Origin of the sequence: Parahaliea mediterranea (assembly GCF_003402235.1) — a bacterium.
Classification (GTDB): domain Bacteria; phylum Pseudomonadota; class Gammaproteobacteria; order Pseudomonadales; family Halieaceae; genus Parahaliea; species Parahaliea mediterranea.
This window is the reverse complement of sequence record NZ_QEWO01000005.1, coordinates 116092-141355: the sequence shown is the minus strand read 5'-3', so window position 1 is coordinate 141355 and position 25264 is coordinate 116092. Positions and strand designations below refer to the sequence as shown.

Below are 25264 nucleotides of genomic sequence, written 5' to 3'. Positions count from 1 at the left end.
CGGCGGCTCTGCAGGGGCTTTTATTGCGGCGTATTAACATGCGCCGCGGGAGTCACGCTGGTAAACTGCCACGCGCTACCCGCTCGACACAGGGAAAATCCATGAAATCTACCGGACTTGCGCTGCTGGCGCTGACACTGTCCCTTGCCATCCAGAGTGCCCGTGCTGAATCGCTGCGGGATATCTACGAACTCGCCCTGGCAAACGACGCGCAGTTGAAAGCCGAACAGGCCCAGTACCGCGCCAACCTCGAAAACGAAAACCTGGGCCGCGCCGCCCTGCTGCCGCAGATCACCGGCAGCTACGACTACACCGATTCCGACCAGGACCGCACGGCGGAGAGCGTCGGCATTATCGACAGTGGCGGCTTTGGCCGCATCGACACCTTCACCAATACCGACACCAGCACCGACGGCTACCAGGTATCGCTCAACCAGGCCATTTTCGATCTGCCGGCGTGGTTCACCTTCCAGTCCGGCAAGGAATTCACCAAGCAGGCCGAGGCCACCTTTGCCGCCAACCAGCAGAACCTGATTGTGCGCACGGTGGAGGCCTACCTCGGCGTGCTGCGCGCCCAGGACAACCTGTCCGCCTCCAAGGCCGCCGAGCGCGCCTTTGAACGCCAGCTGGAACAGACCCAGCAGCGCTTTGAGGTGGGCCTGATTGCGATCACCGACGTGTACGAGGCCCAGGCCGCCTTCGACCTGTCGCGGGTCAACCGGATTGTCGATGAGAACAATGTGCGCGTGGCGCTGGAGCGTCTGTCTGTGCTCACCGGCCAGCACCACGATACGCTCAGCGTGCTGTCCGAGGACTTTGACGTGAAGAACCCGGAGCCCACCGACCGCGCCGCCTGGGTCGAGTTTGCGCTGCAGAACAACTTTGAACTGCAGGCCGCCCGCTACGCCGAGGAAGTGGCCCGCAACACCGCCAAGGCCAACAAGTACGAACACGCGCCAAAAGTGGTGGGCAGCTACGCCTACTCCGACTACAGCACCGAGGGTGAGCTCAACCGTCGCCCCTCCACCGAGTTTGATACCTCGCCCGACAACGATACCGAGCAGAACCAGTGGCAGATCAGCCTGCAGGTACCGCTGTTCAGCGGCGGCGCCATCAGCGCCAACCGTCGCCAGGCCGCCGAGCAGTTCAACGCCAGCCGCGAGAACCGCATCAACCTGGCCCGCAACACGGTGACCAATACCCGCTCGCTGCACATGACGGTGATGAGCGACGTGTCCCGCGTGGCCGCCCGCAAGCAGAGTATTGTCTCTTCCAAGAGCGCCCTGGATGCCACCCAGGCGGGTTATGAAGTGGGCACCCGTAACGTGGTGGACGTGCTGAACGCCCAGAACACCCTGTTCGCCGCCGAGCGCGACTACGCCAACAGCCGCTACGATTACATCATCGACATTCTGCGCCTGAAGGAACAGGCCGGCCTACTGAGCCCGGAAGATGTCTACCGCCTCGACGAGGCGCTGGAAGAACCGCCGGCACCCACCGCCAGCAGCACCCCCTGATCCCCCGCCGCCGCTGCCTCAGGGCGGCGGCAACTGCTGCGCCACCAGCTGCAGCAGGCGCTCCCGGGCGCCGCCATTGTTTGCCACCACCTCAAGCCCCGCCGCGCCCATGCGCTGGCGGCGGGCGTCATCGGCCAGCAGCTGCAGCAGCACAGCAGGCAGCTGCGCTGGCTGCTCAAGGCGGATCATGGCCCCCGCCGCCACCAGCAGGCGGCTGATCTCTTCAAAGTTGAACATCCACGGCCCGGTGACCACCGGCACGCCCCAGGCGGCGGCCTCCAGCACGTTGTGGCCGCCGTGCTCCACCAGGCTGCCGCCGATGATTGCCACCCGCGCGGCGCTCAGCAGCAGCAGTAGCTCGCCCATGGTGTCACCCAGCAGGATGTCATCGCCCGCGGCCGGCGCCTGGGCGGCGGAGCGCCGCAGCACCTGCCAGCCGCGCCCGCGGCACAGCCCGGCCACGCTGTCGAAGCGCTCCGGGTGGCGCGGCACCAGCACCAGCAAGGCCTCCGGGTAGTGCGCGCGCACCGCCGCGAAGGCATCGAGAATCTGTTCGTCCTCCCCCGGGTGGGTGCTGGCCGCCACCAGCACCGGGCGCTGCGCGCTGCCCAGCACCTCACAAAGGGCGCTGGCCTGCTGGCGCAGTTCAGCATCCAGTGCCAGGTCGAACTTGATGCTGCCGGTCAGGTGCAGGCGCTGTTGCGCCAGGCCAAGCTCAACAAAGCGCTCGCCGTCCTCCCGCGCCTGGCAGGCCACGCCGTCCAGGTGGCCCAGCATCTGCCGGGTCAGACCGCCCAGGCGGGCGTAACCCCGCGCCGAGCGCGCCGACAGCCGGGCGTTGGCCAACACCACACGACAGCCACTGGCCGCAGCGTAATGCAGCATGTTGGGCCACAGCTCGGTCTCCATGATCAGCAGCAGCCGCGGTTGCAGGCGGCGCACAAAGCGCCCCACAGCGCCGGGCAGGTCCCAGGGGGCGTAAACGTGAAACACGCGCTCACCGAACAGGGCCTGCACCCGCTCGGACCCGGTCGGGGTGGTGGTGGTTACCACTACGCGGTAGCCCGGGTAGCGCTGCAGCAATGCCTCGATCACCGGCGCGGCGGCCAGGGTTTCGCCCACCGACACCGCGTGTACCCAGATCACCGGCCGGCCATCCGCCGGCGCGCGGAAAAAGCCCAGCCGCTCGCCCCAGCGCCGCCGGTAGGCGCTCGCCAGGCGCGAGCGCCACAACATGCGCAGCAGCACAAAGGGCATCAGGCAGTAAAACAGCAAACTGTAGAGCAGGCGCATGAAGGCTCCGGGGGTCTTGGCCACGGGCAGGATACCTGCCGCCGGTCACACCCGCCACAACGGGGCACGCCGCGCCGGCGCAGCCCGCCCTCTCACAGCAGCCCACCCCTCACAACAGCCCGCCCTCAGCACAGCCCGGCGCACAACAGGTATACTGGCGCCTCACTCACGCGGAAGGTTTTATGAGCGCCACAACGCTGCAGGTCGACGTAGCCATTATCGGCGGCGGTATCGCCGGGCTGTGGACCCTCAATCACTTGCGCCAGCGCGGCTACAACGCTGTTTTGTTCGAGCAGCAAGCGCTGGGGTCCAGGCAGACCATCGCCTCCCAGGGCATGATCCACGGCGGCATCAAGTACGCCCTGGGGGGCGCCCTGAATGCCGGCTCCGAGGCCATCGCCCGCATGCCGGACCTGTGGCGCAGTTGCCTGCGCGGCGACGGCCCGGTGGACCTGCGCGGCTGCCGCGTGCTCAGCGAGGACTTTTACCTCTGGTCCAGCGGCGGCCTGGGCTCGCGAGTCAGCTCGTTTTTTGCCAGCAAGTTGCTGCGCGGGCGGGTGGAAAAGCTCGCCCGCCGCGACTACCCGGCGCCGCTGCAATCCAGCGCCTTCCAGGGCCAGGTGTACCGGCTGGTGGACCTGGTGTTGGATGTACCGTCGCTGTTGCACACCCTGTCCGAACGCTATCGCGACAGTATCTTTCGCATCGACTGGGATACCTGCCAGCTGGCCTGCGAAGAAGGCAAGGCCGAGCTGCGCTGGCCGCACTGCACCTTGCAGCCGCGCCAGGTGCTGCTGAGCGCCGGCGCCGGCAATGAAGAACTCATGCGCCGCCTGGGCGCCAGCGCCCCGGCCATGCAGCGCCGGCCGCTGCAGCAGGTGCTGGTGAAGCACCAGTACCGCGCGCCCTTCTACGCCCACTGCAGCGGCAGCAACCCGTCGCCGCGCCTGACCATTTCCAGCCACCGCACCGCCGGCGATGAACCGGTGTGGTACCTCGGTGGCGACCTGGCCACCGAGAATACCGACGCCGAGCCCAGTGAGCTGATCGACAAGGCCCAGAATGAATTGCGCGAACTGATGCCCTGGCTCGACCTGGGGCAGAGCGAGTGGGCCACCATCCGCCTGGACCGCGCCGAGCCGCGCCAGTCCAAGCTGCTCAAACCCGACGCCGCCTACCTGGGGCCGGTGGAGGGCGTGCACAACGCGCTGGTGGGCTGGCCCACCAAACTCACCCTCAGCCCGGACCTGGCGGCGGCGGTAGAGGCCCACCTGCAGGCGCAGGGCGTGGCCCGCGGGCCCGCCACCGACCTGTCGCAGCTGGCTGCCCTTGGCCGCCCCCCCATTGCCACCCCCTGCTGGGACGAGGCATTCCGGTGAGTTGGTTGCGCCCGCTGGGCAGCACCGGCCTTACGGTGAGCGCGCTGGGCCTTGGCACCGTGAAGCTCGGCCGCGACCAGGGCGTGAAATACCCCGAGGGCTTTGTGATTCCCGATGACCGTGCCGCCCGCGCCCTGCTCGACCAGGCCCGCGACCTCGGCATCAACCTGATCGACACCGCGCCGGCCTACGGGCGCAGCGAAGAGCGCCTGGGGCCGCTGTTGCAGGGCCAGCGCAAGGACTGGCTGATCTGCTCCAAGGTGGGGGAGGAGTTTGACAACGGCCAGTCACATTTTGACTTCAGCCCGGAGCATGTGCGCTTCTCGGTGCAGCGCAGCCTGACACGCCTGCGCTGCGAGGTGATCGACCTGGTGCTGGTGCATTCCGACGGCAACGACCTGGCCATTATCGAGGATTACGGCACCCTGCAGGCGCTGGCGGAATTGAAGCAGCAGGGGCTGATCCGCGCCTTTGGCCTATCCACCAAGACCGTGGCCGGCGGCATGGCCGCCGCGCGCCAGAGCGATTGCGTGATGCTCACCTACAACCTGGGCTACCGGGAGGAAGCGGCGGTGCTGGCCGAGTGTGCCCGTCTGGGCAAGGGTGCGCTGATCAAAAAGGCCCTTGCCAGTGGCCACCTGAGCGACAAAGTGGAGGACCCGGTGCGCGCCAGCATGGAGTTGATCTTCAGCCACCCGGGCAGCAGCGCGGCCATTGTCGGCACCATCACTCCGGCCCATCTGGCGGCCAATGTGGCCGCGGCGCGCGCCGCTGTCACGCACAGCCTGTAGCAACCGGCAGCCGGAGCGCCAGCCGATCTAGCCGGCCTCGCCCTGACCCTGGTTCTGCTGGATGCGCTCGACAATCGCGGTGGTGGATACGTTGTCCACAAAGCCCAGCACCTGCACCTCGCCGCCATAGCCTTCGACAATTTCCCAGCCGACCACACCGGCCTTGTCGTAGTCGCCGCCCTTGACCAGCACATCCGGCTTGAGGGCCTGCAGCAGTGACACCGGCGTGTCATCGTCAAAGCAGACCACCCAGTCCACCGCCTCCAACCCGGCCAGCACCGCCATGCGCCGGTCCTGGGGGTTGATGGGGCGTCCGCTGCCCTTGAGGCGGCGCACCGAGGCGTCGCTGTTGACCCCCACCACCAGGCGGTCGCCCAGCTTGCGCGCCTGCTCCAGGTAACTCACGTGGCCGGCATGGATGATGTCGAAGCAGCCATTAGTGAACACCACCTTCTCGCCCTGGGCGCGGGCATCGGATACCGCAATCGCCAGCTGGTCCAGGCTGAGAGCGCCGCGCTCGGCACCGGTTTCCGCCTGCACCGCACGGCGCAGTTCCGGGGCGCTCACCGCCGCGGTGCCGAGCTTGCCCACCACAATGCTGGCGGCAATGTTGGCCAGGGCCACCGCGTCCGGCATGGCGGCGCCGCCGGCTAGCGAGGCCGCCAGCACGGCAATCACCGTATCGCCGGCACCGGTTACATCGAATACCTCACGGGCCCGGGCCGGCAGGTGCAATTCCTCGGTGTCGGGGCGCAGCAGGGTCATGCCGTGTTCGCCGCGGGTGATCAGCAGGGCCTGCAAATCCAGCTCGAACATCAGGTGCTTGCCCGCCGCCACCAGGTCCTGCTCGCTGCGGCAGCGCCCGGCGACCGCCTCAAATTCGTGCAGGTTGGGGGTGAGCAGGGTAGCGCCGCGATAGCGGCTGAAATCGGTACCCTTGGGGTCCACCAGTACCGGCACGCCCGCCGCCCTGGCGGCACGGATCAGGGGCTGCGGATCCACCAGCGCGCCCTTGGCGTAGTCCGACAGCACCAGGGCGCCGCAGCCCTGCAGCAGGCCGGCCCAGTGCTGCTCCAGGCTGTGGCCCGGGGCGCAGAATTCACTCTCTTCAAAGTCCAGGCGAATCAACTGCTGCTGGCGGCTGATCACCCGCAGCTTGGTAATGGTGGGCATGTCCGCCAGGCGCTCGAAGTCACACTTGACTCCGGCGCCCTCCAGCATGGCCTGCAGGGCATCGGCCATTTCGTCGCAGCCGGTATAGCCGCCGAGGGTGGCCCCGGTGCCAAGGGCGGCAATGTTCAGGGCCACGTTGCCGGCGCCGCCGGGGCGGTCGGTGATCTGCTCCACCCGCACCACCGGCACCGGGGCCTCCGGCGAAATGCGCGAGGTGGGGCCGGCCCAGTAGCGATCGAGCATGATGTCCCCCAGCACCAGTACGCGAGCCTGGTCGAAGCGGGGCATGGTCAGTTTCATGGTGATGATCCTTGCTTGGCGAGCGCATCGGGCGCGCTGTGTTTGCGGGGCATGATAGCACGGGGCGAGCGGTGCCCAGGCGGACGCCCAGGCCGCTTGCCGGCCCCGGGCAAAGGCGCTAACGTGGCGGACTTTGCCCGCTGCGAGACCTGCCATGATCCCCGACCTTCCCGCCAATATCGAGCAGATAAAGGGTTTTCTGGCCGAGGATGAGGCCGCCGCGCTGTATCGCCACGCGCGGGCCGCGCGGGACTTGGGGCCAGTGCTGGAGGTGGGCAGCTACTGCGGTAAATCCACCATTTACCTGGGGCTGGCCTGCCGCGAGGGGGGCACCGTTTTCGCCCTGGATCACCACCGCGGCTCCGAGGAACACCAGGCCGGGGAGATGTTTCACGACCCGGAGGTTTTTGACCGCGGCGAGGGGCTGGTGGATACCTTCGGTGAGTTTCGCCGCAATATCCGCGCTGCGGGGCTGGACGATACGGTAGTGCCGCTGGTCAGCAGCTCGGAGGTGGTCGCGCGGCACTGGCGCATTTCGCTTGGCATGGTATTTATCGACGGCGGCCACAGCCTGGATGCGGCGCTGCTGGATTACCGCTGCTGGAGCGCCCACCTGCTGCAGGGTGGCATTCTGGCGATTCACGACCTGTTCCCGGACCCCTTCGAGGGTGGCCAGGCGCCCTGGGCGATCTATCGCCTGGCGCTGGCATCGGGGCTGTTCGAGGCGGTGGAGCGGGTCAATACCCTGGGGATACTGCGCCGGCTGTAAGGTCGGGGCGAGCCCTCAGTCCACCTTGCGGCGGCGAACGGCCACCTCGGCCGGGGCTGGCAGCAACTCAACGTCGGTAAACAGACGCGACGCGGCGGTATGCCCGGTGAGCGCATCGGCCGCCAGCAGGATGGCGCCGGCGGTCCAGGTGGGCTGCTCCTCCGGCCACAGCAGATCCTCCACCATCTGGTAGCCGGTCCAGTAGGCGCCGTCCTGCTCCCGCCACTGGTGCAGCCAGCTGTACACCTCCACCGCCCGGGCGTGATCCCCCGCCGCCAGCAGGGCCATCACCAGTTCACAGCTCTCGGCCACGGTGACCCAGGGCTCCTCGCTGACACAGCGGCAGCCGAGCCCGGGCTCCACAAATTCGTCCCAGCGCGCGGCGAGCCGGGCGCGGGCCTCGCTGCCGCGCAGGGCCCCGGTCAGGACCGGGTAGAACCAGTCCATGGAATAGCGGGCCTTGCTCTCCCAGGTGCGGTCGAAGCGCTCGGGCTTGTGCCGCAGGGCGCTGCCCAGGGCGTCCCGTGCTGAGAGCCACTCGGGCCGGTGCCGGTTGAGGGTGACCGCAATGTTATGGGCGCACTCCAGGCTCTTGTAGATGGAACTGCAACCGGTGACCAGGGCATCGCCCTTGGCCTTGCCGTCGCTGTCCACCGCCCAGTCGATTTCGCCGTGCTCGGACTGCAGGGCGAGCACAAACCCGATGGCCCGTTCCACGCAGGGCCACATGCCGGCCAGGAAGGTGTCATTGCCACTGATCAGGTAGTGGTGCCACACGCCGGTAGCAACGTAGGCCACAAAGTTGGTCTCGCGCCGTTCGGTGTTATCCGGTGTCCCGTCGCGATAGGCGGCCCACCAGCTGCCATCGTCCAGTTGCTGGCTGCGCAGCCAGTGGTAGGCCCGCTCGGCCGCCGCCAGCTCGCCGGCGATAGACAGCCCCATGGCCGCTTCCACATGGTCCCAGGGGTCGGCATAGCCGCCGCTGAACCAGGGAATTTCGCCGCTCGGCAGCTGCTCGCGCAGCAGAAACTGCACCGTGGGCCGCAAAAAATCGTGGGGAAACAGGCCCCGGCTCAGGTACAGACCACTCACGCGACGGCCTCCTTGCGGTAATACATGACAACGCTCTTGCCCACCAGCGGGTTGATCAGGCGCTCCAGTGTGCGGGTAAAGGCCGGGCGCTCCATCAGATCCCACACCAACAGGCGGTGGTACTGGCGGATCAGCCAGTTGCTGTCCTGGGTGTTCCAGAACAGGCACTTCAGCCACCAGAAGGGCGCGTGCAGGGCGTGGGCCCAGTGGCGCTGATAGCGGGAAAACCCCAGCGCCTCGATTTCGCCAGACAGCCGGGCGGCGTTGAAGATGCGCAGGTGGCCGCCGGGCACCTGGTGGTAGGCCCGCGACAGGGCCCAGCAGATCTGCTCGGGCCAGCGCCGCGGCACGCTGGCGCAAAACAGCCCGCCGGGCTTGAGCACCCGGTTGATCTCAACCAGCGCGGCGCGGTAATCGGGGATGTGCTCCAGCACTTCCGAGCAGATCACCTTGTCGAAGGTGTTATCGGCAAAGGGCAGGGCCAGGGCGGTGGCGGCGCTCAGGCCAAAGCTGCGTGACGGGTCGTCCGGCCGGGCGAAGGGCTCGAACTTGTCCCGGGTGGTGCGCAGGTCATCAAGGGCGAGGTCCACCCCCACGGCCTGCACCTGCCCCTCGAGGTAGGCGCAGATGACATGGCGGCCCTCGCCGCAGCCGAGGTCCAGCACGCGCTCACCGGGGCGCAGCTCAAAATGCGCGAAATCAACCGTTTGCATCGAGCACCCGTTGGTAATAGCGGCTCATCTCCCGGGCGCAGACCGCCCAGGAGAATTTATCCAGAATGCGCTCCCGGCCGGCGGCGCCAAGGCGGGCGCGGCGCTCCGGGTCGTCCAGCAGGCCGGCGATCCCCGCCGCCAGCGCCTCGACATTTTTTGCCGGCACAATCACCCCGGCGTCGCCCACCACCTCGGGCAGGGCGCCGCCGTCGGTGGACACCACCGGCACGCCGCAGGCCATGGCCTCCCCCGCCGGCAGCCCGAAGCCTTCGTAGACCGAGGGCACCACGGCAACGGCGGCCTGGGCGTAGTAGGCCACCATCTGCTCGGTGGTGATGCCACTGACAAACTGCACCCGCTCGGCAATGCCCAGGTGATGCAGCAGGCGCTCGGTTTTACCGCCGGGCTGGGGCTTGCCCACCAGCAGCAATTCCAGCGCGGGATAGCGGGGCAGCAGGCTGGCGTAGGCGCGCAGAAGAAAGCGCAGGCCCTTCAGCGGGGCGTCCGCCGAGGCGGTGGCCATCAGGCGCTGGGGCCGCCGGGCGACCCCCGGCAGGGGGCGGAATTCATCGGTATCAATGCCGTTGTAGACAAGGTCGATGCCCGCCGGCTGCAGGCCGAAGTCACGGGCAATGTCCTGCCGCGAGCAATCCGATACGGTCACCACATGGCGCAGCTGCTTCACCACCTTTTTCTGCATGTGCAGGAAGCTGTGCCAGCGCCGGATCAGCAGCCGCTCCCAGCCGGTTTTGGCGGCGGCCAGGGCAATGCGCAGGTCACTGGTGATGGGGTGGTGAACGGTGGTAACCAGCGGGATGCCCATGGCCTGCAGGGTCAGCATGCCGTAGCTGAGGCTCTGGTTGTCGTGCACCAGGTCGTAGTCGGCGCGGTGCTGGCGCAGGTAGCGCACCGCGCGGCGGCCGAAGGTATAGGGCTCGGCAAAACCGCCGGTGAGCTTGGAGGTCCACTCGATGATGTTGGCCAGCGAGCGCAGGTGCCGCGGACGCAGTGAGCCCAGGCCGTTCTCGAACAAGTCCAGGCTGGGCAGCTGGATCAGCTTCACCCGGGGGTCCAGGTGGGGATAGGGCGGGCCGGAGATCACATCCACCCGGTGACCGGCCTCCACCAGGGCCTTGCTCAGGTACTTGAGATAGACCCCCTGGCCACCGCCAAACGGGGCGGAGCGATAACCCAGCAGGGCAATACGCAATGGGCGCAGGGGCTGGCGGGCGGCAGACGCCACGCCTGGTTCACGGCCACCGCCGGCGGCGTCCGCTACAATAATGGGTTCGACCTGCCTGATGGGGGCGTCCTCGTCACGTCTGGGTGGGTCGCAGGGCGCCGAGCGGCGCCCGCGTGGAGCCGAGACCATGCCCGAAAGCCCCGCGAAGCCTTTGGATTCTATCAAGGGCGGCCCAAATTGCCAGCCCCTTTACGATCGTACAGTGAAATTGCCAGCGGCAGCTATTTTCGTAGTTTGCCGATAATCCCCCTATAATTGGCCACTTTTTGCAGCGAACCTTCAGCCATGACCCCATCGCGCCACAAGGGCATTATCCTCGCCGGCGGTTCCGGCACCCGCCTCCACCCCCTGACCAGCACCGTTAGCAAGCAACTGATGCCGGTCTACGACAAGCCGATGATCTACTACCCCCTGGCCACCCTGATGCTGGCGGGCATCCGCGACATTCTGGTGATCACCACCCCCCGGGACCAGCGCGCCTTCGCCGACCTGCTCGGCAACGGGGAACAGTGGGGCATCAACATTACCTACACCGTACAGCCGAGCCCGGACGGGCTGGCCCAGGCGTTTATTCTCGGTGAGGAATTTATCGGCAGCTCGCCCTGCGCCCTGGTGCTGGGGGACAACATCTTCTACGGCGGCGGCTTCACCAGGAGCCTGCGCGCCGCCGCACAGCGCGACAGCGGCGCCTCGGTTTTTGCCTACTACGTCACCGACCCCCAGCGCTACGGCGTGGTCAGCTTCGACCGGGACGGTACCGCGCTGGATATCGAGGAAAAGCCGGCCAAGCCCAAGTCGCACTACGCGGTGACCGGCCTGTACTTCTACGACAACGACGTGGTGGAGATCGCCAGGAATATCCGTCCCTCCCACCGGGGCGAGCTGGAGATCACCGACGTCAACCGCGCCTACCTGCAGCGCGGCGACCTGCAGGTGGAGGTGATGAGCCGCGGCACCGCCTGGCTGGACACCGGCACCCACAACTCCCTGCTGGATGCGGCCAATTACATCCGCGTGGTGGAGGAGCGCCAGGGCCTGAAAATCGCCTGCCCCGAGGAGGTGGCCTACCGCATGGGATACATCAGCGCGGAACAATTGCTGGCGCTGGCCGCGCCGCTGGAGAAGAGCGGCTATGGCGTCTACCTGAAGCACCTGCTGCGGGAAGAGGGAGTGGTGTTCGATGAACGTTAAGACAACCACCCTGAAAGACGTGCTGCTGCTGGAGCCCAGGGTCTTTGGCGACGAGCGCGGTTTTTTCCTGGAGAGCTGGAACGCGCGCACCTTCGCCGAGCTCGGCATTGCAGTGGATTTTGTGCAGGACAATCACAGCCGCTCGGCCCGCGGTATCCTGCGCGGCCTGCACTACCAGACCGCCCACACCCAGGGCAAACTGGTGCGCGTGGTAGCGGGCTCGGTGTTTGACGTGGCGGTGGACCTGCGCCAGTCCTCACCCACCTTTGGCCAGTGGTACGGGGTGGAGCTGTCCGCCGCCAACCACCGCATGCTGTGGGTGCCGGCGGGCTTTGCCCACGGCTTTTATGTCACCTCGGAGGTGGCCGACTTCCAGTACAAGTGCACCGATTACTACGACCCCGCCAGCGAGGTCTCACTGGCCTGGAACGACCCGACGGTGGGCATCGACTGGCCGCTGCCCGCTGGCGAGGCGCCGCGCCTGTCCGGCAAGGACGAGCAGGGCCTGGCCTGGGGCGAGTTGCCCCTGTTCGACTGAGTCGCCGGCGCCCTTACACCACCGGCGCTTACTTCTTGATCAGCCGATACAGGGCCAGCAGTACCAGCGCGCCAATCACCGCGGTCACCACGCTGCCCAGGCTGAAGTCGCTAACGCTGCCGCCAAAGCCGGTCACGGTGCCGAGGTAACCGCCGACAAAGGCGCCGGCAATGCCGATCAGGGTGGTGACAATCAGGCCGCCCGGGTCCCGGCCCGGCATGATCCACTTGGCGAGAATGCCCGCCACCAGTCCCAGCACAATCCACGTCAGTATGCCCATATGCCCTCCTGCAGGCCGTTGGTACAACCAGCCCCTAGCCTAGCGCAGCTTGGGCGCTCAGGCACGCCGGAACAGTAAATCCCATACCCCGTGGCCCAAACGCTCACCGCGCTGCTCGAACTTGGTGAGGGGGCGGTGGGCCGGGCGCGCGGCAAAAGCGCCCGCGCCGGCGGTATTTTCCAGCTGCGCATTGGCCGACAGCACGTCCATCATCTGCTCGGCGTAGTTTTCCCAGTCGGTGGCCAGGTGCAGTACGCCGCCGGGCTTCAGGCGGGATACCAGCAGGGCGACAAAATCGGGCTGAATCAGGCGCCGCTTGTGGTGACGCTTCTTGTGCCAGGGGTCGGGGAAGAACACCTGTACTGTATCCAGCGCCCCTTCCGGGATGCAGTGCTGCAGTACTTCCACCGCGTCATGGCAGTACACCCGGACGTTGTCGATCTCCTCGTCGGCCAGGGTGTGCAACAGCCGACCAACACCGGGGGTGTGCACCTCGACCCCGATGAAGTTGGCCGCCGGGTCCGCCGCCGCCATGGTGGCCAGGGAGCGGCCCATGCCAAAGCCAATCTCCAGCACCCGCCGCCCGGCGCGGCCGAACAGGGCATCCAGATCCACCGGCGCCGGGCTGTAGTCGATGCCCCAGCGCGCCCAGCCAGCCTCAAAGGCCCGCTTCTGGCCGTCGGTCATGCGCCCGGTGCGCAGCACATAGCTGCGGATGGGACGGTGGCGGCGCTCGCTGTTTTCTGTCGCCTGGCTCACGACAGGCTCCGCCAACCAGCCACCGCCAGGCAGGCCCAGCCGGCGATAAAGGCCAGGCCACCCAGTGGCGTGACCGCCCCGAGCCACTTGGTGCCGCTGAGGGCCAGCACATAGAGGCTGCCGGAGAACAGCGCCAGGCCAATCACAAACAGCCAGCCAGCGGGCTTGAGCAGGGTGGACTGGGGCTGGTGCAGGGCCAGCAGCCCCACCGCCACCAGCGCCAGGGCATGGTAGAAGTGGTATTGCACGGCGGTTTCAAAAACGCCCATGGCGTAGTCGTCGAGCCGGCCGCGCAGGGCGTGGGCACCAAAGGCACCAAAAACAACGCCGAGCATGGCTGCCAGCGCACCGATGGGGAGAAAGAGAGTCGTCATGGGTGGGGATTCTAACGCAAACCGGGGCGCATTCGCGCCCCGGTCGGGAAGGTGCCGATGAAGCTGCGAGCGTCTCAGGCGGCGATGGCCACCCGCAGTTTCTTCATGGCGTTCTGTTCAAGCTGGCGAATGCGCTCGGCAGATACACCGTACTTGTCAGCCAGTTCGTGCAGGGTGGCCTTTTCCTCCGCCAGCCAGCGCTGGGCGAGGATGTCGCGACTGCGCTCATCCAGGTCGGACAGCGCGCTGTGCAGGGCCGCCTCACTGTTCTGTTGATACTGGCTGGACTCGACTTCCAGCGCCGGGTCGTAGCGCTGGTCTTCCAGATAGTACTGGGGCGCCTGCCAGGCATCGTCGTCATCGCTGTCGATGGGCGAGTCAAAGGCCACATCGCGGCTGCTCAGGCGGCCTTCCATACGCTGCACTTCGGCGATATCCACACCGAGATCAGCAGCCACCGCCTCGGTTTCTTCGGCGGTGAGCCAGGCCAGGCTCTTCTTGGCGCTGCGCAGGTTGAAGAACAGCTTGCGCTGGGCCTTGGTGGTGGCCACTTTCACAATGCGCCAGTTGCGCAGGATGAATTCGTGCATCTCGGCCTTGATCCAGTGCACCGCAAAGGACACCAGGCGCACGCCCTTCTCCGGGTTGAAGCGCTTGACGGCCTTCATCAGGCCGACGTTGCCTTCCTGAATCAGGTCGGCCTCGGACAGGCCGTAGCCGTTGTAGCTGCGGGCGATATGCACCACGAAGCGCAGGTGCGACATCACCAGCTCGCGCGCGGCCTCGACGTTGTCGTTGTAGTACAGATCCTCGGCCAATTCCCGCTCCCGCTCTGCGCTCAGCAGCGGGATCGCGCTCACAGCCTGCACATAGGCCGCAAGGTTGGCGCCCGGCACCATCTGGTCGACGGGCTTCAGGGTATTGCTCATCTGAGGTTTCTCCATGTGAAGCGTGCCAAGTTTAGCACTCATGCTATTAGAGTGCTAATCACAGCAAAGTTCCGGGCAAGGCCCGGAACTTTGTGAAGTATTTATTAATTTTCAGTGACTTAGATGGGGACACATCAGCGCGGTTCAATGGCCCCCAAGTGCCGCGACACAGCCAGCCAGGCACCGGCCAGGCCCAGCAGCCCGCCCAGCAGAATCAGCTGCAGGCTGCCAATCAGGCCAATACCCTGCAGCGCAAAGCCACTCTGGTAGAGGCTGGCCAGGTGGCTGACCGGCCCGTCCAGGAAGAACAGGGCCGCCAGCACCAGCAGGGCGGAGAAAAACCCGCCCCCCACGCCGTACCACAGGCCGGTGTACAGGAAGGGTCGGCGCACAAAGGCGTTACTGCCACCCACCAGTTTGACGATGACAATTTCGTCCCGGCGGCTCTCAATGGCCAGGCGGATGGTATTGCCGAGAATCAGCACCACCCCCAGCACCAGCACGCCGCCCAGCGCCAGCACCAGGCGCCGGCTGAGCTCCATGATGTTGTTCAGGCGCTGCACCCAGGCCATGTCCAGCACCGCCTGATCCACCGCCGGCAGGGCGGCAAAGGTCTCGCGCAGCTGTGCCGGGTCCACCCCGGCGGCGGGCTCCACCAGCAGCAGGTGGGGCAGCGGGTTTTGCTCCAGGGACGCCACCACATCGGCAAAGCCGGAGAGCTCGGCAAACTCGGCCAGGGCAGCATCCCGCGGCACCAGGCGGGCCGCGTCAATATCGCCCCGCTCGCCAAGCTCGCGCTGCAACTCGCTGGCCTGCCGCTCGTCAACTTCGGCCTCAAGGAACAGGGAGATCTGCGCCGGGCTGTCCCAGCTGCCACTGACCGCGCGGGCGTTGTCCAGGGCAATGCCAAGGGCGGCGGGCAGGGCCATAGCGATGCCGATCACCAGCCAGGTCAGCACGCTGGATACGGGGTTGTCCAGCACCCGCCGCAGGCTGTCGGCCGCCGACAGGCTGTGGTGGTGGCGCCAGGCCCGGTAGCGATCGCCAAGGCGGGCGCGGCTGGCACTGGCGCCCTCGCGGCGCTGGGCCGGGTTGGTGGCCATCAGGCGGCCCCTCCCACCAGTTGCCCGTCGCGCAGGGTGATAATGCGGTGCTGCAGGCGGGATATCAGCGCCAGGTCGTGACTGGCGATCAGCACGGTCACGCCCACCTGGTTGAAGGCCTCGAACAGGGCCATGATCTCCGCCGACAGGGCCGGGTCCAGGTTGCCGGTGGGCTCATCGGCCAGCAGGATACGCGGCCGCCCCACCACTGCCCGGGCAATGCCCACCCGCTGCTGCTCGCCGCCGGACAGGGTCACCGGCATTGCCCGCTCCCGCGCCAGCAGCCCCACTTTGTCCAGGGCCGCCCGCACCCGGCGGCCGATTTCGCGGTGGTCGTAGCCGGCAATCACCAGCGGCAGGGCCACGTTGTCGAACACGGTGCGGTCAAACAGCAACTGGTGATTCTGGAACACGACCCCGATGTTGCGCCGGTGGGCGGGAATGCCGCGGGAGCCGATGGTGGCGAGGTCGCGCCCGTCGACCCGCACCTTGCCCCGGCTGGGGCGGTCCATCAGCATGATCAGGCGCAGCAGGGTGGACTTGCCCGCGCCCGAATGCCCGGTGAGAAAAACCAGATCGTCGGGTGCGATTTCAAGGCTGATTTCGCGCAGGGCGTCGTGACCCTCCGCGTAGCGCTTGCTGACCCGCTCGAACTGAATCATTCGTTGTCGTCATCCCGCTCGAACAGGGCGCGGATGAAGGGTTCCGCCTCGAAGGGCCGCAGGTCTTCCACTGCCTCGCCGACACCGATAAAGCGGATCGGCAGGCCCAGCTTGCGCGCAATGGCAAAGATCACCCCGCCCTTGGCGGTACCATCGAGCTTGGTGAGGGTAATGCCGGTCACCCCCACTACCTGCTGGAACTGGCTGGCCTGGGACAGGGCGTTCTGGCCGGTGCCGGCATCCAGCACCAGCATCACCTCGTGGGGCGCCTCGGCGTCCAGCTTGCCCATCACCCGTACCACCTTGCGCAGCTCTTCCATCAGGTGATCTTTGTTGTGCAGGCGGCCGGCGGTGTCGGCAATCAGCACATCGGTGCCCCTGGCCTGGGCGGCCTGCAGGGCATCGTAAAGCACAGAGGCGCTATCGGCCCCGGTGTGCTGGGCAATCACCGGCACATTGTTGCGCTCGCCCCACACCTGCAACTGCTCCACCGCGGCGGCACGAAAGGTATCGCCGGCCGCCAGCATCACCGACCTGCCCTCGGCCTGGTAGCGCCGCGCCAGCTTGCCGATGGTGGTGGTTTTGCCGACGCCGTTCACGCCAACCATGAGGATCACGTAGGGCTTGTGGCCAGCCGGCACCAATGGCACTTCGCAGGGTTCCAGCAAGGCCTGCAGCTCCTCCTTCAGGGCCTGCTCAAGGGCAGCCGGCTGGGTCAGCTCCTTGCGCGATACGCGCTGGGTGAGGCGGCCAATGATATCGACGGTGGCCTCCACCCCGACATCGGCCATCAGCAGGCGCGACTCCAGCTCTTCCAGCAGCTCGTCGTCGATTTCCTTGCGGCCGAGGAACAGCGTGCCAAGCCCCTGCACCAGATTGTCGCTGGTGCGGCCAAGGCCCCGTCGCAGGCGGCGGAAGAAGCCGTCTTTTGCGGGCTTGTCGTCAACGGCCGGCTTATCGGACGCTACAGGAGTGGCCTGCGGTGGCTGATCTGCCACCGGCGCTGGCGCTGCCGGTTCTGCGGGTGCAGGCTCTGGCGTTTGCTCTGCCTCTGGCTTTAGCTCTGCCTCCGGCCGCGGCGCGGCGTGGCTATCCTGCACCTCCTGCGCCGCGGGGGCCGGCACGGCGCTCTGGACAACGTGGGTGCCATCGCCCTCCTCGGGAGAGGTTGACGGGGCGGTCTCCGGCGCGGAGGCGGGCGGAGCCGCCGGCTTGTCGGCCGCTTTCTTGCGTCTGAAAAACTTCATAATCTGCTGTGCTGGTGTAGAGTGCGCAGACGGAACCCCTGCGCAAACGCGTATCCTACCACCTCTGCGAAAGAGCGAGAAATGTCGCCGCCCCGAAAGCCCCGCCGCGCCGCGCCCGCCGGCGCCTCACAGCTACGCATCATTGGCGGCCTCTGGCGCGGGCGCAAGCTCAGCTTTTTGCCCGCCGACGGCCTGCGCCCCACCACCGACCGGGTACGCGAAACCCTGTTCAACTGGCTGGCGCCGATGATTCACGATGCACGCTGCCTGGATCTGTTCAGCGGCAGCGGCGCGCTGGGGCTGGAAGCCCTGTCCCGCGGCGCGACCCACTGCGATTTTGTGGATACCAACGGCGCCAATCTGCGCCATATCAGCAGCCACCTCGACACCCTCGGGGCCAGCGACCGTGGCCACTGCCACAACCGGGCGGCGACGGACTTCCTGGCAGCCAGCCCGTCGCGCTGGGACATTGTCTTTATCGACCCGCCCTTTGGCCGCGAACTGGCGGCGCCGGTGCTGACCCAGCTCGCCGATGGCCACCTGGCCGCACAGGCGCAGGTGTATCTGGAATGCGCCCGGCAGGAGGCCCTGCCCACGGTCGCGCCGGGCTGGACCCTGCACCGGGAAAAAACCGCGGGCAATGTCCGTTACCTGCTGTATCACACACCCTGATCGCTCTTTTTTATCGCTCCCTTAGTACATTGGTTGCAATCCCTCAGGTAACCCACCGCTTTCACACCCCGGCAGCCGTCCTCGCTGCCAGCGCCCCGACGCTATCGCAGTCCCAACGACGTGCCGCCTCGACAACGCACGACCCCAACGCACGACCTCAATTGCAGCAGCGCGGGTGAGTGTTTACCATCCGCTTTCCTGCGCTAACGGGCCCGCAACCATGAAAGAACACGCCGTCGTCTACCCAGGCACCTTCGACCCCATCACCAACGGCCATGTGGATCTGGTGGAGCGCGCCTCGCGCCTGTTCAACCGGGTGGTGGTCTCCATCGCCCACAGCGAGAAGAAAAAGCCGCTGTTTACGCTGGATGAGCGGGTGCAACTGGCCCGGGAGTGCCTGGCACACCTGGACAATGTCGAGGTGGTGGGTTTTAACATCCTGCTGATTGACTTTGTGCTGCAGCAGAACGCCCGCTGCGTGCTGCGCGGCCTGCGCGCGGTGGCGGACTTTGAATACGAGTTTCAGCTGGCCAACATGAACCGGGCCATGAACCCGGAGTTTGAGAGCATTTTCCTCACGCCCTCGGAGCACCTCAGCTACATCTCTTCCTCGCTGGTGCGGGAGATTGCCTCACTGGGCGGGGACATCACGCCCTTTGTGCCGCCGGTGGTTGCAGCGGCACTGAAGGAGCGCTTCCAGCAGAACTAAGCGAGGTGGGCGGCCTTACTCGGCGGCGTCTTCTTCCTGCATGGCCCGGTAACGCTCTACATCCTTGTTGGTGTAGCCCGTTTCAATGCAGCCAAGGCAGCGCATGAAGGTGGTGCGGGCAGGGCCTACCATGAGGGTTTCCGCCGCTTCGCTGGCATGGCCGGCCAGCAGGGTAAAAGGCAGGCTGACCAGAAAGGCGGCTGTGCCACCCACCGTGGCCACCAGCCCCATGGGCCGGGCCACCAGCAGGTCGCCAACCATGGCACCGGCGCTGGGACTGTCGTCCACCGCCGCCTGCGCCCACAGCATCTGCGGCATTATCAGGCTACTTACCAGTACCGCCGCCGGCAGGCGGCGCGTCATCGCTGTTATTCTCATTCTCCACTCCCCGAACACATGACCGTTTCCCCAGAGGCCGACCAGTGTAGCCCGATCAGCGCTGACAGGTCACGCAGTAGACCGTGCTGCGCTGGCCCAGGCGCTGTTCTCGCAGCTGGCCCCCACAACCCTTGCACGGCAGCCCGCCGCGGCCGTAGACAAAAAGCTGCTGGGCAAAGTAGCCGGGCTTGCCATCGCCGCCAACAAAATCCCGGAGGGTCGTGCCACCCTGGGCTATCGCCGAAGTAAGCACTTGCTTAATGTTGTCCGCCAGCAGCTCGTAGCGGCTGGCCGAGATGCGCCCCGCCGCGCGATCGGGGCGGATGCCGGAAAGGTAGAGGGCCTCGTTGGCGTAAATATTACCAACGCCCACCACCACTTGGCCGTCCATGATGAAGGCTTTTACCGGCCCCCTGCGGCCGCGGGATCGCCGCAGCAGCAACTCCCCGTTAAAGGCCTCCGACAGGGGCTCGGGGCCAAGGCGCGACAACAGCGGGTGAACCTCCCCTGGCTCCACCCACAAAAAGCAGCCAAAGCGGCGCGGGTCGTTGAAGCGCAGCACACCACCGCCGTCCAGCACTACATCCACGTGGTCATGGCGGCCCGGCGCGGGCGCCACACCCGGCAATACCCGCAGGGAACCAGACATGCCAAGGTGCACCAGCAGGCTGCCAACCGCGGTATGGAACAGCAGGTATTTGGCGCGGCGCTCTATCCGCTCGATGCGCTGGCCAGCGAGGCGCTCGCCGAGATCCGCCGGCACCGGCCAGCGCAGGCGCGGCTCTCGCACCACCACGGCGCGCACGCACCGGCCCTCGGTATGCGGCGCCACGCCGCGGCGGGTGGTTTCGACTTCAGGTAACTCTGGCACCTGCCCTCCCGTGCAATCCAGAAACGAAAAACCCCGGCAAAGGCCGGGGTTTTCGGGGTCGTCACACCCGCCAGCGGCGGGCAGCGGAAGGCAAACCTTACTTGATTTTGCCTTCTTTATACATGACGTGCTTGCGCGCAACCGGGTCGTACTTCTTCATTTCCAGTTTGTCTGGGGTGGTGCGCTTGTTTTTGTCAGTGGTATAGAAGTGACCGGTACCGGCTGACGAAATCATACGGATCTTTTCTCTCATCGGAAATCTCCCTTAGCTTAAAAGCCGATTAGACCTTTTCACCACGGGCGCGGATATCGCTGAGAACAGTCTCGATACCCTTTTTGTCGATGATGCGCATGCCCTTGCTGGAAACCCGCAGGGTGACAAAGCGCTTCTCGGACTCAACCCAGAAACGGTGCTGGTGCAAATTGGGCAAAAAACGACGACGTGTGCGGTTTTTTGCGTGTGATACGTTGTTACCGGTGACCGGACGCTTGCCGGTGACCTGACAGACTCTTGCCATGATTGCCTCTCCCACAAAACCCGGGAATTATCAGAAACTGGTGTGGCTTTCCGGGTCAAAATGGAGACCCCAGCCGCGCGAAGCGCGACTTTATACCAGAACACCCCGCCCCAGGCAAGGAAAATGCCGAAAGATTGAACAGGCATCCGGCGCGCGCCTGGCGCGTCGGTCTTGCTGCTATATATAGGCAGCACGATAGAGACAGGTGGCGCGTTACAGGCTGCGCCAGTCCCTTACAACAGGCCCCGCTCGGCAAAGGAGCAACTCTGGCCCCGACCGACGATGATGTGGTCGAGCACGCGAATGTCCAGCAGGCCCAGCGCATCCTGCAACCGCTGGGTAATGCGCCGGTCCGCCGAACTGGGCTCCGCCACACCAGAGGGGTGGTTGTGTGCCAGGATGACCGCCGCCGCCCGGTACTGCAGCGCGCGCACCGCCACCTCCCGCGGGTAGACGGCGGCGCCGTCCAGTGTGCCGTAGAACAGATCCTCACAGCGCAGCAACCGATGCTGGTTGTCGAGAAACAGACAGGTAAACACCTCCCGCTCGCGGCCGCCCAGGTGGTGGCTCAGAAACAGGCGGGTCTGCTGGGGGTTGCCCATCAGGTTGCCCTCAGTGAGCCCCTCCTGCACCTGGCGCCGCGCCAGCTCCTGGGCGGCCTGCAGCTGGGCGAGCTTGCTCTCGCCCATGCCCGGGCAATCCAGCAGTTGCTCACCCTGCGCCGTCAGCACACCGCGAATGCCGCCAAAACGGCCGAGCAGGTCCCGCGCCAGGTCGAGTGCGCTGTGCCCCTTGCGCCCGGTTCGCAACAGCACGGCCAGCAGTTCGGCATCGCTGACGGACTGCGGCCCGCGTTGCAGAAGTTTGTCGCGCGGGCCCTCGCCCGCCCCCCAGTCGCTGATTGCCATCGGGCCTCCTTGCCGCGCCGGCATCGCAATAACGCAGAGAATGCACCGCCTCTGGCTGCGGCGGTGACAAGCCGCGAAGCGGGGTGGTATCTTGCCGATTCCCGGGCCCAGTGTCCCAGTTCGGAAGGGTGGATGGCACATCTTTTTAATCGCAATGTAGTGCTTGGCATCAGCGGCGGCATCGCCGCCTACAAGTCTGCTGAACTGGTGCGACAGCTGAAGACGCTCGGTGCCACTGTGCGCGTTGTGATGACCCGAGGCGCGCAGGAATTCATCACACCGCTGACCCTGCAGGCCCTGTCCGGCAACCCCGTGCACACCGAGCTGCTGGACAGCGAGGCCGAGCTCGGCATGGGCCATATCGAACTGGCCCGCTGGGCCGACCTGCTGCTGATTGCGCCGGCCACCGCCGACCTGCTGGCGCGCCTGGCCAGCGGCCGCGCCGACGACCTGCTCACCACCCTGGCCCTGGCCACCCCCGCCCCGCTGATGCTGGCGCCGGCCATGAACCAGCAGATGTGGCGCGACCCAGCCACACTCGCCAATGCGGATACCCTGCGCCAGCGGGGCGCCTACCTGGTCGGCCCCGCCGCCGGCGAACAGGCCTGCGGCGATATCGGCCCCGGGCGGATGGAAGAACCGCACCTGATTGCGGAACACGCCGCGGCCCTGTTTACCACCACCGCACTGGCCGGCAAGCGGGTTGTGATCACCGCCGGCCCCACCCGCGAAGCCCTCGACCCGGTGCGCTACCTCAGCAATCACAGCTCCGGCAAGATGGGATATGCCCTGGCCCGGGCCGCCGTGGAGGCCGGCGCGCAAACCACCCTGATCTCCGGCCCCGTCAGCTTGGCCACCCCCGATCACGTCGAGCGCGTGGATGTCACCAGCGCCCGCGACATGCTCGCCGCCTGCCAGGCGCGTAGCGCCAGCTGCGATATTTTCATCGCCTGCGCCGCCGTTGCCGATTACCGCCCGGCGGAAGCCCAGGAGCAGAAGATAAAGAAAGGGGGCGAACACAGCTCGCTTGCGCTGGTGCGCAACCCCGATATCGTGGCCACGATCGCAAGCGGCTCACCACGCCCCTTCACGGTGGGGTTCGCGGCGGAGACCCGCGACGTACTCAGCTATGCCCGCGACAAGCTGGCCCGCAAGAATCTCGATATGATTATCGCCAATGACGTCGCCGCCGAAGGCGTCGGATTTGCCAGCGACGAGAATGAGGTCACCGTGCTCTGGCCGGCGGGCGAACAGGCCCTGGAGCGTGCCGGCAAGCAAACCCTGGCACGACAAATCATCCAGCTGATTGCGGCACACGCCGGCCAGCCGGCGTGACACGCGTTACCCGGCACCGGGCTGCGCTCAACTAAGGAAGGGCATGTTCCGCAGCAGACAACAGGTCACCTCAGACCCGGGCCAGGCCGCCAGGCCCGCGGGCACTCGCCCCCTACTCATCGGCGCACTGTGCGCGGCACTGCTGCTGGCGGCCGGCCTCGGCTGGTTGCTTGGCACCTACCAGCCGGCCCAGATCGCCAGCCAGGCGACACAACTGAGCCAGCTGGAGGCCGAACAGGCCGCCTCGCGCCTGAGCCAGGCCCTGCGACAGTTCCAGCGCCGCCTGGCCGGCACCGTTGCCGCGCTTACCCCCAGCCACACCGACGCCGGCCCGGACCTGGAAGCCCTGGAGGGCGAGCTGCGCCAGAGCTTTCCCCAGTCCCGCAGCGTGCGCCTGCTGCCGCTGCCGCAATTGCAATCCGTCAACTATTCCCTGAGCGCGCTGGGGCTGCGCAATCACATTGAAGTGGACCTGCTGCGCCGCGCCAGCGGCAGCGAAATGCCGGTGCTGGAATCCTACAGCGCCGGTGAGCTGTGGCTGACCAGCGTCGCCCAGCTGGTGCAACTGCCCGGCACCACCGGCATTCCCGCCGTGGCCCTGCTGTCCTTCCCCAACAGTGCGCTGCTGCAGTACCTGCCGGCGGACGACCAGGGCGGCCGTTTTGATGTGCAGCAGCAATTCACCGACAACCGGGGCAACGACCACCTGCGCAGTATTGTCAGCAGCGGCGAGGCCGATGCGGATGCCACCCGGCTGGCGGGCACCGCGGCTGTGGACGGCACCACCTGGCGCGTAGTGTTCACCCCCGGCAGCCACCTGCTGGGCGCGATTGAAACCAGCCGCCTGCCCTACCTGCTGGTGGCCACCCTGGCGCTGCTGGGCGGATTGCTGGGCGCGGCCCTGACCGCCCGCCTGGCTCGCGATGGACACTCCCTGCGCACCCGCATGCGCAGGCCGGCCGCGCCGGCAGCCGCTGTTGCCGACGCTGTTGCCAACAACGGCGACACACAGAGCGAGACGCCCCCGCGGCAGCGCGAACTCGAACGCGGCCTGCTCTATCAGGACAACCATTTTATTGACGACGACATCGGTGAGCTGGAACTGGACCTCGACCTGGAAGATGAGCCCTTCCCCGCCCACATCTTTCGCGCCTACGATATTCGCGGCAACGCCGATACCGAACTGACCAACGCCCTGGTGCGGCGCATCGCCAACGCCCTGGCCGCCCGCCTGAAAGACAGCGAACAGTCGCAGGTGATCGTGGCCAGCGACGCCCGCCTGTCCAGCCCCCGCATCCGCAGCGAGCTGATCAACGGCCTGCTGGAGGGCGGCCTGTCGGTCATCGACATCGGCATTGTTCCCACGCCGGTGGTGTATTTCGCCACCCATCACCTGGACGTGCCCTCCGCCGTCATGGTCACCGGCAGCCACAACCCGGCCACCGACAACGGCATGAAGATCGTGCTGGACGGCCAGACCATCGGCGCCGGGCGCATCGCCGAGCTGCGCGATGCCATTACCGCCGGCCAGGGCAGTGCGCCCGCCGCCCAGCGCGGCAAACTGGTGGACCGGGACCTCAGCGCCGACTATCTGGAACGCATTGCCGGCGACATCGCGATACCGGCGCCCCTCAAGCTGGTGGTGGATGCCGGCAATGGCGCCACCGGCGACCTGGCGCCCGCCCTGTTCCGCGAACTGAACTGCGAAGTGGTGCCGCTGCACTGCGAACTGGACGGCCACTTTCCCAACCATGCCCCCGACACCAGCGACGAGCGCAACCTGGCCGACCTGGTGCAGGCCGTGCTGGACAAGGGCGCCAGTTTTGGCGTGGCCTTTGACGGCGATGGCGACCGGGTGGCCGCCGTCACCGGCAGCGGGCAGGTTGTGCGCGCCGACGAATTGCTGATGCTGCTGGCCATGGACGTGGTGGCCCGCAACCCCGGCGCGGACGTGGTATTCGATGTAAAATGCAGCCGCCACCTGGCGCGGGTGATTACCGAGCTCGGGGGGCGGGCCGTGATGTGGAAAACCGGCCACGCCTACATGAAGCAGAAGATGGCCGAAACCGGTGCCCTGCTCGGCGGCGAGTTCAGCGGCCATATTTTCTTTGGCGAACGCTGGTACGGACATGACGACGGCCTGTACGCAGCGGCCCGGCTTGCCGAGTTGTGCGCCACCCAGGACAGCAGCCTGGACGAACTGCTGGCGCAATTGCCGAGATCGGTGAGCACACCGGAGCTGCGCATTCCGGTGCCCGAATCCGAGAAGTTTGCACTGATCGAGCGCCTGGCGGAGCAGGCGGACTTCGGCGCCGGCAAACTCACCCGCATCGACGGCCTGCGGGTGGATTTTCACTCCGGCTGGGGATTGCTGCGCGCCTCCAACACCGAAGCGGCACTGACCGCCCGCTTCGAGGGCGACACCCAAGAGCAGTTGGACGACATCATGGCAACGTTCCGGGAACAGCTGGCACGCGTGGCGCCCGACCTCCAACCCTTTTAACCACCGGGCCCGACACT

At 66.7% G+C, this 25264-nt stretch carries 27 protein-coding genes; 10 read left to right on the top strand and 17 right to left on the bottom strand.

The genetic code is table 11. The features are described 5' to 3' along the window. The first annotated feature begins 101 nt into the window (after nt 1–101). Nucleotides 102–1517: a TolC family outer membrane protein gene (locus tag DDZ17_RS15530; RefSeq protein WP_116367886.1), complete on the top strand. Its 1416-nt coding sequence runs from the start codon at nt 102–104 to the stop codon at nt 1515–1517. 18 nt (nt 1518–1535) lie between these two features. Here DDZ17_RS15530 and waaA read toward each other — a convergent pair whose 3' ends face one another. Continuing rightward, on the bottom strand, nt 1536–2834 hold the full coding sequence (waaA, locus tag DDZ17_RS15525; RefSeq protein WP_241505912.1) for a lipid IV(A) 3-deoxy-D-manno-octulosonic acid transferase: 1299 nt from the start codon (nt 2832–2834) through the stop codon (nt 1536–1538). A gap of 158 nt (nt 2835–2992) precedes the next feature. Here waaA and DDZ17_RS15520 point away from each other — a divergent pair, with 158 nt between their 5' ends. Both DDZ17_RS15520 and DDZ17_RS15515 read left to right on the top strand, forming a co-directional pair. Next, nucleotides 2993–4189 (top strand): FAD-dependent oxidoreductase, encoded by a 1197-nt coding sequence (locus DDZ17_RS15520; RefSeq protein ID WP_116367884.1) that lies wholly within the window; start codon nt 2993–2995, stop codon nt 4187–4189. Next, complete coding sequence (locus tag DDZ17_RS15515) at nt 4186–4980, top strand: aldo/keto reductase (protein WP_116367883.1); 795 nt, start codon at nt 4186–4188, stop codon at nt 4978–4980. The genes DDZ17_RS15520 and DDZ17_RS15515 overlap by 4 nt, the downstream gene beginning before the upstream one ends. Nucleotides 4981–5007: 27 nt before the next feature. On the opposite strand, the gene hldE is transcribed toward DDZ17_RS15515, so the two are convergent. Then, a complete protein-coding gene (gene hldE / locus DDZ17_RS15510) occupies nt 5008–6453 on the bottom strand; it encodes a bifunctional D-glycero-beta-D-manno-heptose-7-phosphate kinase/D-glycero-beta-D-manno-heptose 1-phosphate adenylyltransferase HldE (RefSeq protein ID WP_116367882.1) in 1446 nt (481 codons plus the stop codon). 154 nt (nt 6454–6607) lie between these two features. Between hldE and DDZ17_RS15505 the strand changes: the two genes are divergently transcribed. Then, nucleotides 6608–7222 (top strand): class I SAM-dependent methyltransferase, encoded by a 615-nt coding sequence (locus DDZ17_RS15505; protein WP_116367881.1) that lies wholly within the window; start codon nt 6608–6610, stop codon nt 7220–7222. Nucleotides 7223–7237: 15 nt separating this feature from the next. Here the strand turns inward: DDZ17_RS15505 and DDZ17_RS15500 are convergent, their stop codons facing one another. From DDZ17_RS15500 to DDZ17_RS15490, 3 genes are read right to left on the bottom strand one after another with little or no spacing between them, the layout of a single operon-like run. Continuing rightward, nucleotides 7238–8314, bottom strand: a complete 1077-nt coding sequence (locus DDZ17_RS15500; protein ID WP_116367880.1) for a prenyltransferase/squalene oxidase repeat-containing protein — start codon at nt 8312–8314, stop codon at nt 7238–7240. Then, a complete protein-coding gene (locus tag DDZ17_RS15495) occupies nt 8311–9027 on the bottom strand; it encodes a class I SAM-dependent methyltransferase (RefSeq protein ID WP_116367879.1) in 717 nt (238 codons plus the stop codon). Before DDZ17_RS15495 ends, DDZ17_RS15500 begins: the two co-directional genes overlap by 4 nt. Further along, on the bottom strand, nt 9014–10270 hold the full coding sequence (locus tag DDZ17_RS15490) for a glycosyltransferase family 4 protein (protein ID WP_241505911.1): 1257 nt from the start codon (nt 10268–10270) through the stop codon (nt 9014–9016). Before DDZ17_RS15490 ends, DDZ17_RS15495 begins: the two co-directional genes overlap by 14 nt. 285 nt (nt 10271–10555) lie before the next feature. On the opposite strand from DDZ17_RS15490, the gene rfbA reads away from it, so the two are divergent. Further along, nucleotides 10556–11461 carry a glucose-1-phosphate thymidylyltransferase RfbA gene (rfbA, locus tag DDZ17_RS15485; RefSeq protein WP_116367877.1) on the top strand — a complete coding sequence of 302 codons (906 nt, stop codon included), beginning with the start codon at nt 10556–10558 and terminating at the stop codon, nt 11459–11461. Beyond that, on the top strand, nt 11451–11999 hold the full coding sequence (rfbC, locus tag DDZ17_RS15480) for a dTDP-4-dehydrorhamnose 3,5-epimerase (protein ID WP_116367876.1): 549 nt from the start codon (nt 11451–11453) through the stop codon (nt 11997–11999). The genes rfbA and rfbC overlap by 11 nt, the downstream gene beginning before the upstream one ends. Nucleotides 12000–12027: 28 nt before the next feature. On the opposite strand, the gene DDZ17_RS15475 is transcribed toward rfbC, so the two are convergent. From DDZ17_RS15475 to ftsY, 7 genes are all read right to left on the bottom strand, one after another. Beyond that, entirely contained in the window at nt 12028–12279 is a 252-nt protein-coding gene (locus tag DDZ17_RS15475) for a GlsB/YeaQ/YmgE family stress response membrane protein (RefSeq protein ID WP_116367875.1), read from the bottom strand. 57 nt (nt 12280–12336) lie between these two features. Then, nucleotides 12337–13038 (bottom strand): tRNA (guanosine(46)-N7)-methyltransferase TrmB, encoded by a 702-nt coding sequence (gene trmB / locus DDZ17_RS15470; protein ID WP_116367874.1) that lies wholly within the window; start codon nt 13036–13038, stop codon nt 12337–12339. Next, entirely contained in the window at nt 13035–13412 is a 378-nt protein-coding gene (locus tag DDZ17_RS15465; protein WP_116367873.1) for a DUF423 domain-containing protein, read from the bottom strand. The genes trmB and DDZ17_RS15465 overlap by 4 nt, the downstream gene beginning before the upstream one ends. A gap of 74 nt (nt 13413–13486) precedes the next feature. Next, on the bottom strand, nt 13487–14341 hold the full coding sequence (gene rpoH / locus DDZ17_RS15460) for an RNA polymerase sigma factor RpoH (RefSeq protein ID WP_116367872.1): 855 nt from the start codon (nt 14339–14341) through the stop codon (nt 13487–13489). A gap of 134 nt (nt 14342–14475) precedes the next feature. Then, nucleotides 14476–15444 carry a permease-like cell division protein FtsX gene (ftsX, locus tag DDZ17_RS15455; protein ID WP_116367871.1) on the bottom strand — a complete coding sequence of 323 codons (969 nt, stop codon included), beginning with the start codon at nt 15442–15444 and terminating at the stop codon, nt 14476–14478. Then, entirely contained in the window at nt 15444–16106 is a 663-nt protein-coding gene (ftsE, locus tag DDZ17_RS15450) for a cell division ATP-binding protein FtsE (protein ID WP_116367870.1), read from the bottom strand. The genes ftsX and ftsE overlap by 1 nt, the downstream gene beginning before the upstream one ends. Next, on the bottom strand, nt 16103–17353 hold the full coding sequence (ftsY, locus tag DDZ17_RS15445; RefSeq protein WP_116367869.1) for a signal recognition particle-docking protein FtsY: 1251 nt from the start codon (nt 17351–17353) through the stop codon (nt 16103–16105). Before ftsY ends, ftsE begins: the two co-directional genes overlap by 4 nt. An 81-nt stretch (nt 17354–17434) precedes the next feature. Here ftsY and rsmD point away from each other — a divergent pair, with 81 nt between their 5' ends. Then, nucleotides 17435–18025: a 16S rRNA (guanine(966)-N(2))-methyltransferase RsmD gene (gene rsmD, locus DDZ17_RS15440; protein ID WP_116367868.1), complete on the top strand. Its 591-nt coding sequence runs from the start codon at nt 17435–17437 to the stop codon at nt 18023–18025. A gap of 220 nt (nt 18026–18245) precedes the next feature. Continuing rightward, the gene (gene coaD, locus DDZ17_RS15435) at nt 18246–18734 is read left to right on the top strand and encodes a pantetheine-phosphate adenylyltransferase (protein ID WP_116367867.1); all 489 of its coding nucleotides are present in this window, start codon (nt 18246–18248) and stop codon (nt 18732–18734) included. Between the two features lie 15 nt (nt 18735–18749). Here the strand turns inward: coaD and DDZ17_RS15430 are convergent, their stop codons facing one another. From DDZ17_RS15430 to radC, 5 genes are all read right to left on the bottom strand, one after another. Beyond that, nucleotides 18750–19112, bottom strand: a complete 363-nt coding sequence (locus DDZ17_RS15430; RefSeq protein WP_116367866.1) for a hypothetical protein — start codon at nt 19110–19112, stop codon at nt 18750–18752. 55 nt (nt 19113–19167) lie between these two features. Then, a complete protein-coding gene (mutM, locus tag DDZ17_RS15425; protein WP_116367865.1) occupies nt 19168–19983 on the bottom strand; it encodes a bifunctional DNA-formamidopyrimidine glycosylase/DNA-(apurinic or apyrimidinic site) lyase in 816 nt (271 codons plus the stop codon). Between the two features lie 97 nt (nt 19984–20080). Continuing rightward, nucleotides 20081–20236 carry a 50S ribosomal protein L33 gene (gene rpmG, locus DDZ17_RS15420; protein ID WP_116367864.1) on the bottom strand — a complete coding sequence of 52 codons (156 nt, stop codon included), beginning with the start codon at nt 20234–20236 and terminating at the stop codon, nt 20081–20083. A gap of 28 nt (nt 20237–20264) precedes the next feature. Next, nucleotides 20265–20501 carry a 50S ribosomal protein L28 gene (gene rpmB, locus DDZ17_RS15415; RefSeq protein ID WP_116368242.1) on the bottom strand — a complete coding sequence of 79 codons (237 nt, stop codon included), beginning with the start codon at nt 20499–20501 and terminating at the stop codon, nt 20265–20267. Between the two features lie 233 nt (nt 20502–20734). Continuing rightward, nucleotides 20735–21409, bottom strand: a complete 675-nt coding sequence (gene radC / locus DDZ17_RS15410; RefSeq protein ID WP_116367863.1) for a RadC family protein — start codon at nt 21407–21409, stop codon at nt 20735–20737. Nucleotides 21410–21541: 132 nt separating this feature from the next. On the opposite strand from radC, the gene coaBC reads away from it, so the two are divergent. Next, on the top strand, nt 21542–22744 hold the full coding sequence (gene coaBC, locus DDZ17_RS15405) for a bifunctional phosphopantothenoylcysteine decarboxylase/phosphopantothenate--cysteine ligase CoaBC (protein WP_116367862.1): 1203 nt from the start codon (nt 21542–21544) through the stop codon (nt 22742–22744). Between the two features lie 43 nt (nt 22745–22787). After that, nucleotides 22788–25247: a phosphomannomutase/phosphoglucomutase gene (locus DDZ17_RS15400; RefSeq protein WP_116367861.1), complete on the top strand. Its 2460-nt coding sequence runs from the start codon at nt 22788–22790 to the stop codon at nt 25245–25247. Nucleotides 25248–25264 lie beyond the last annotated feature (17 nt).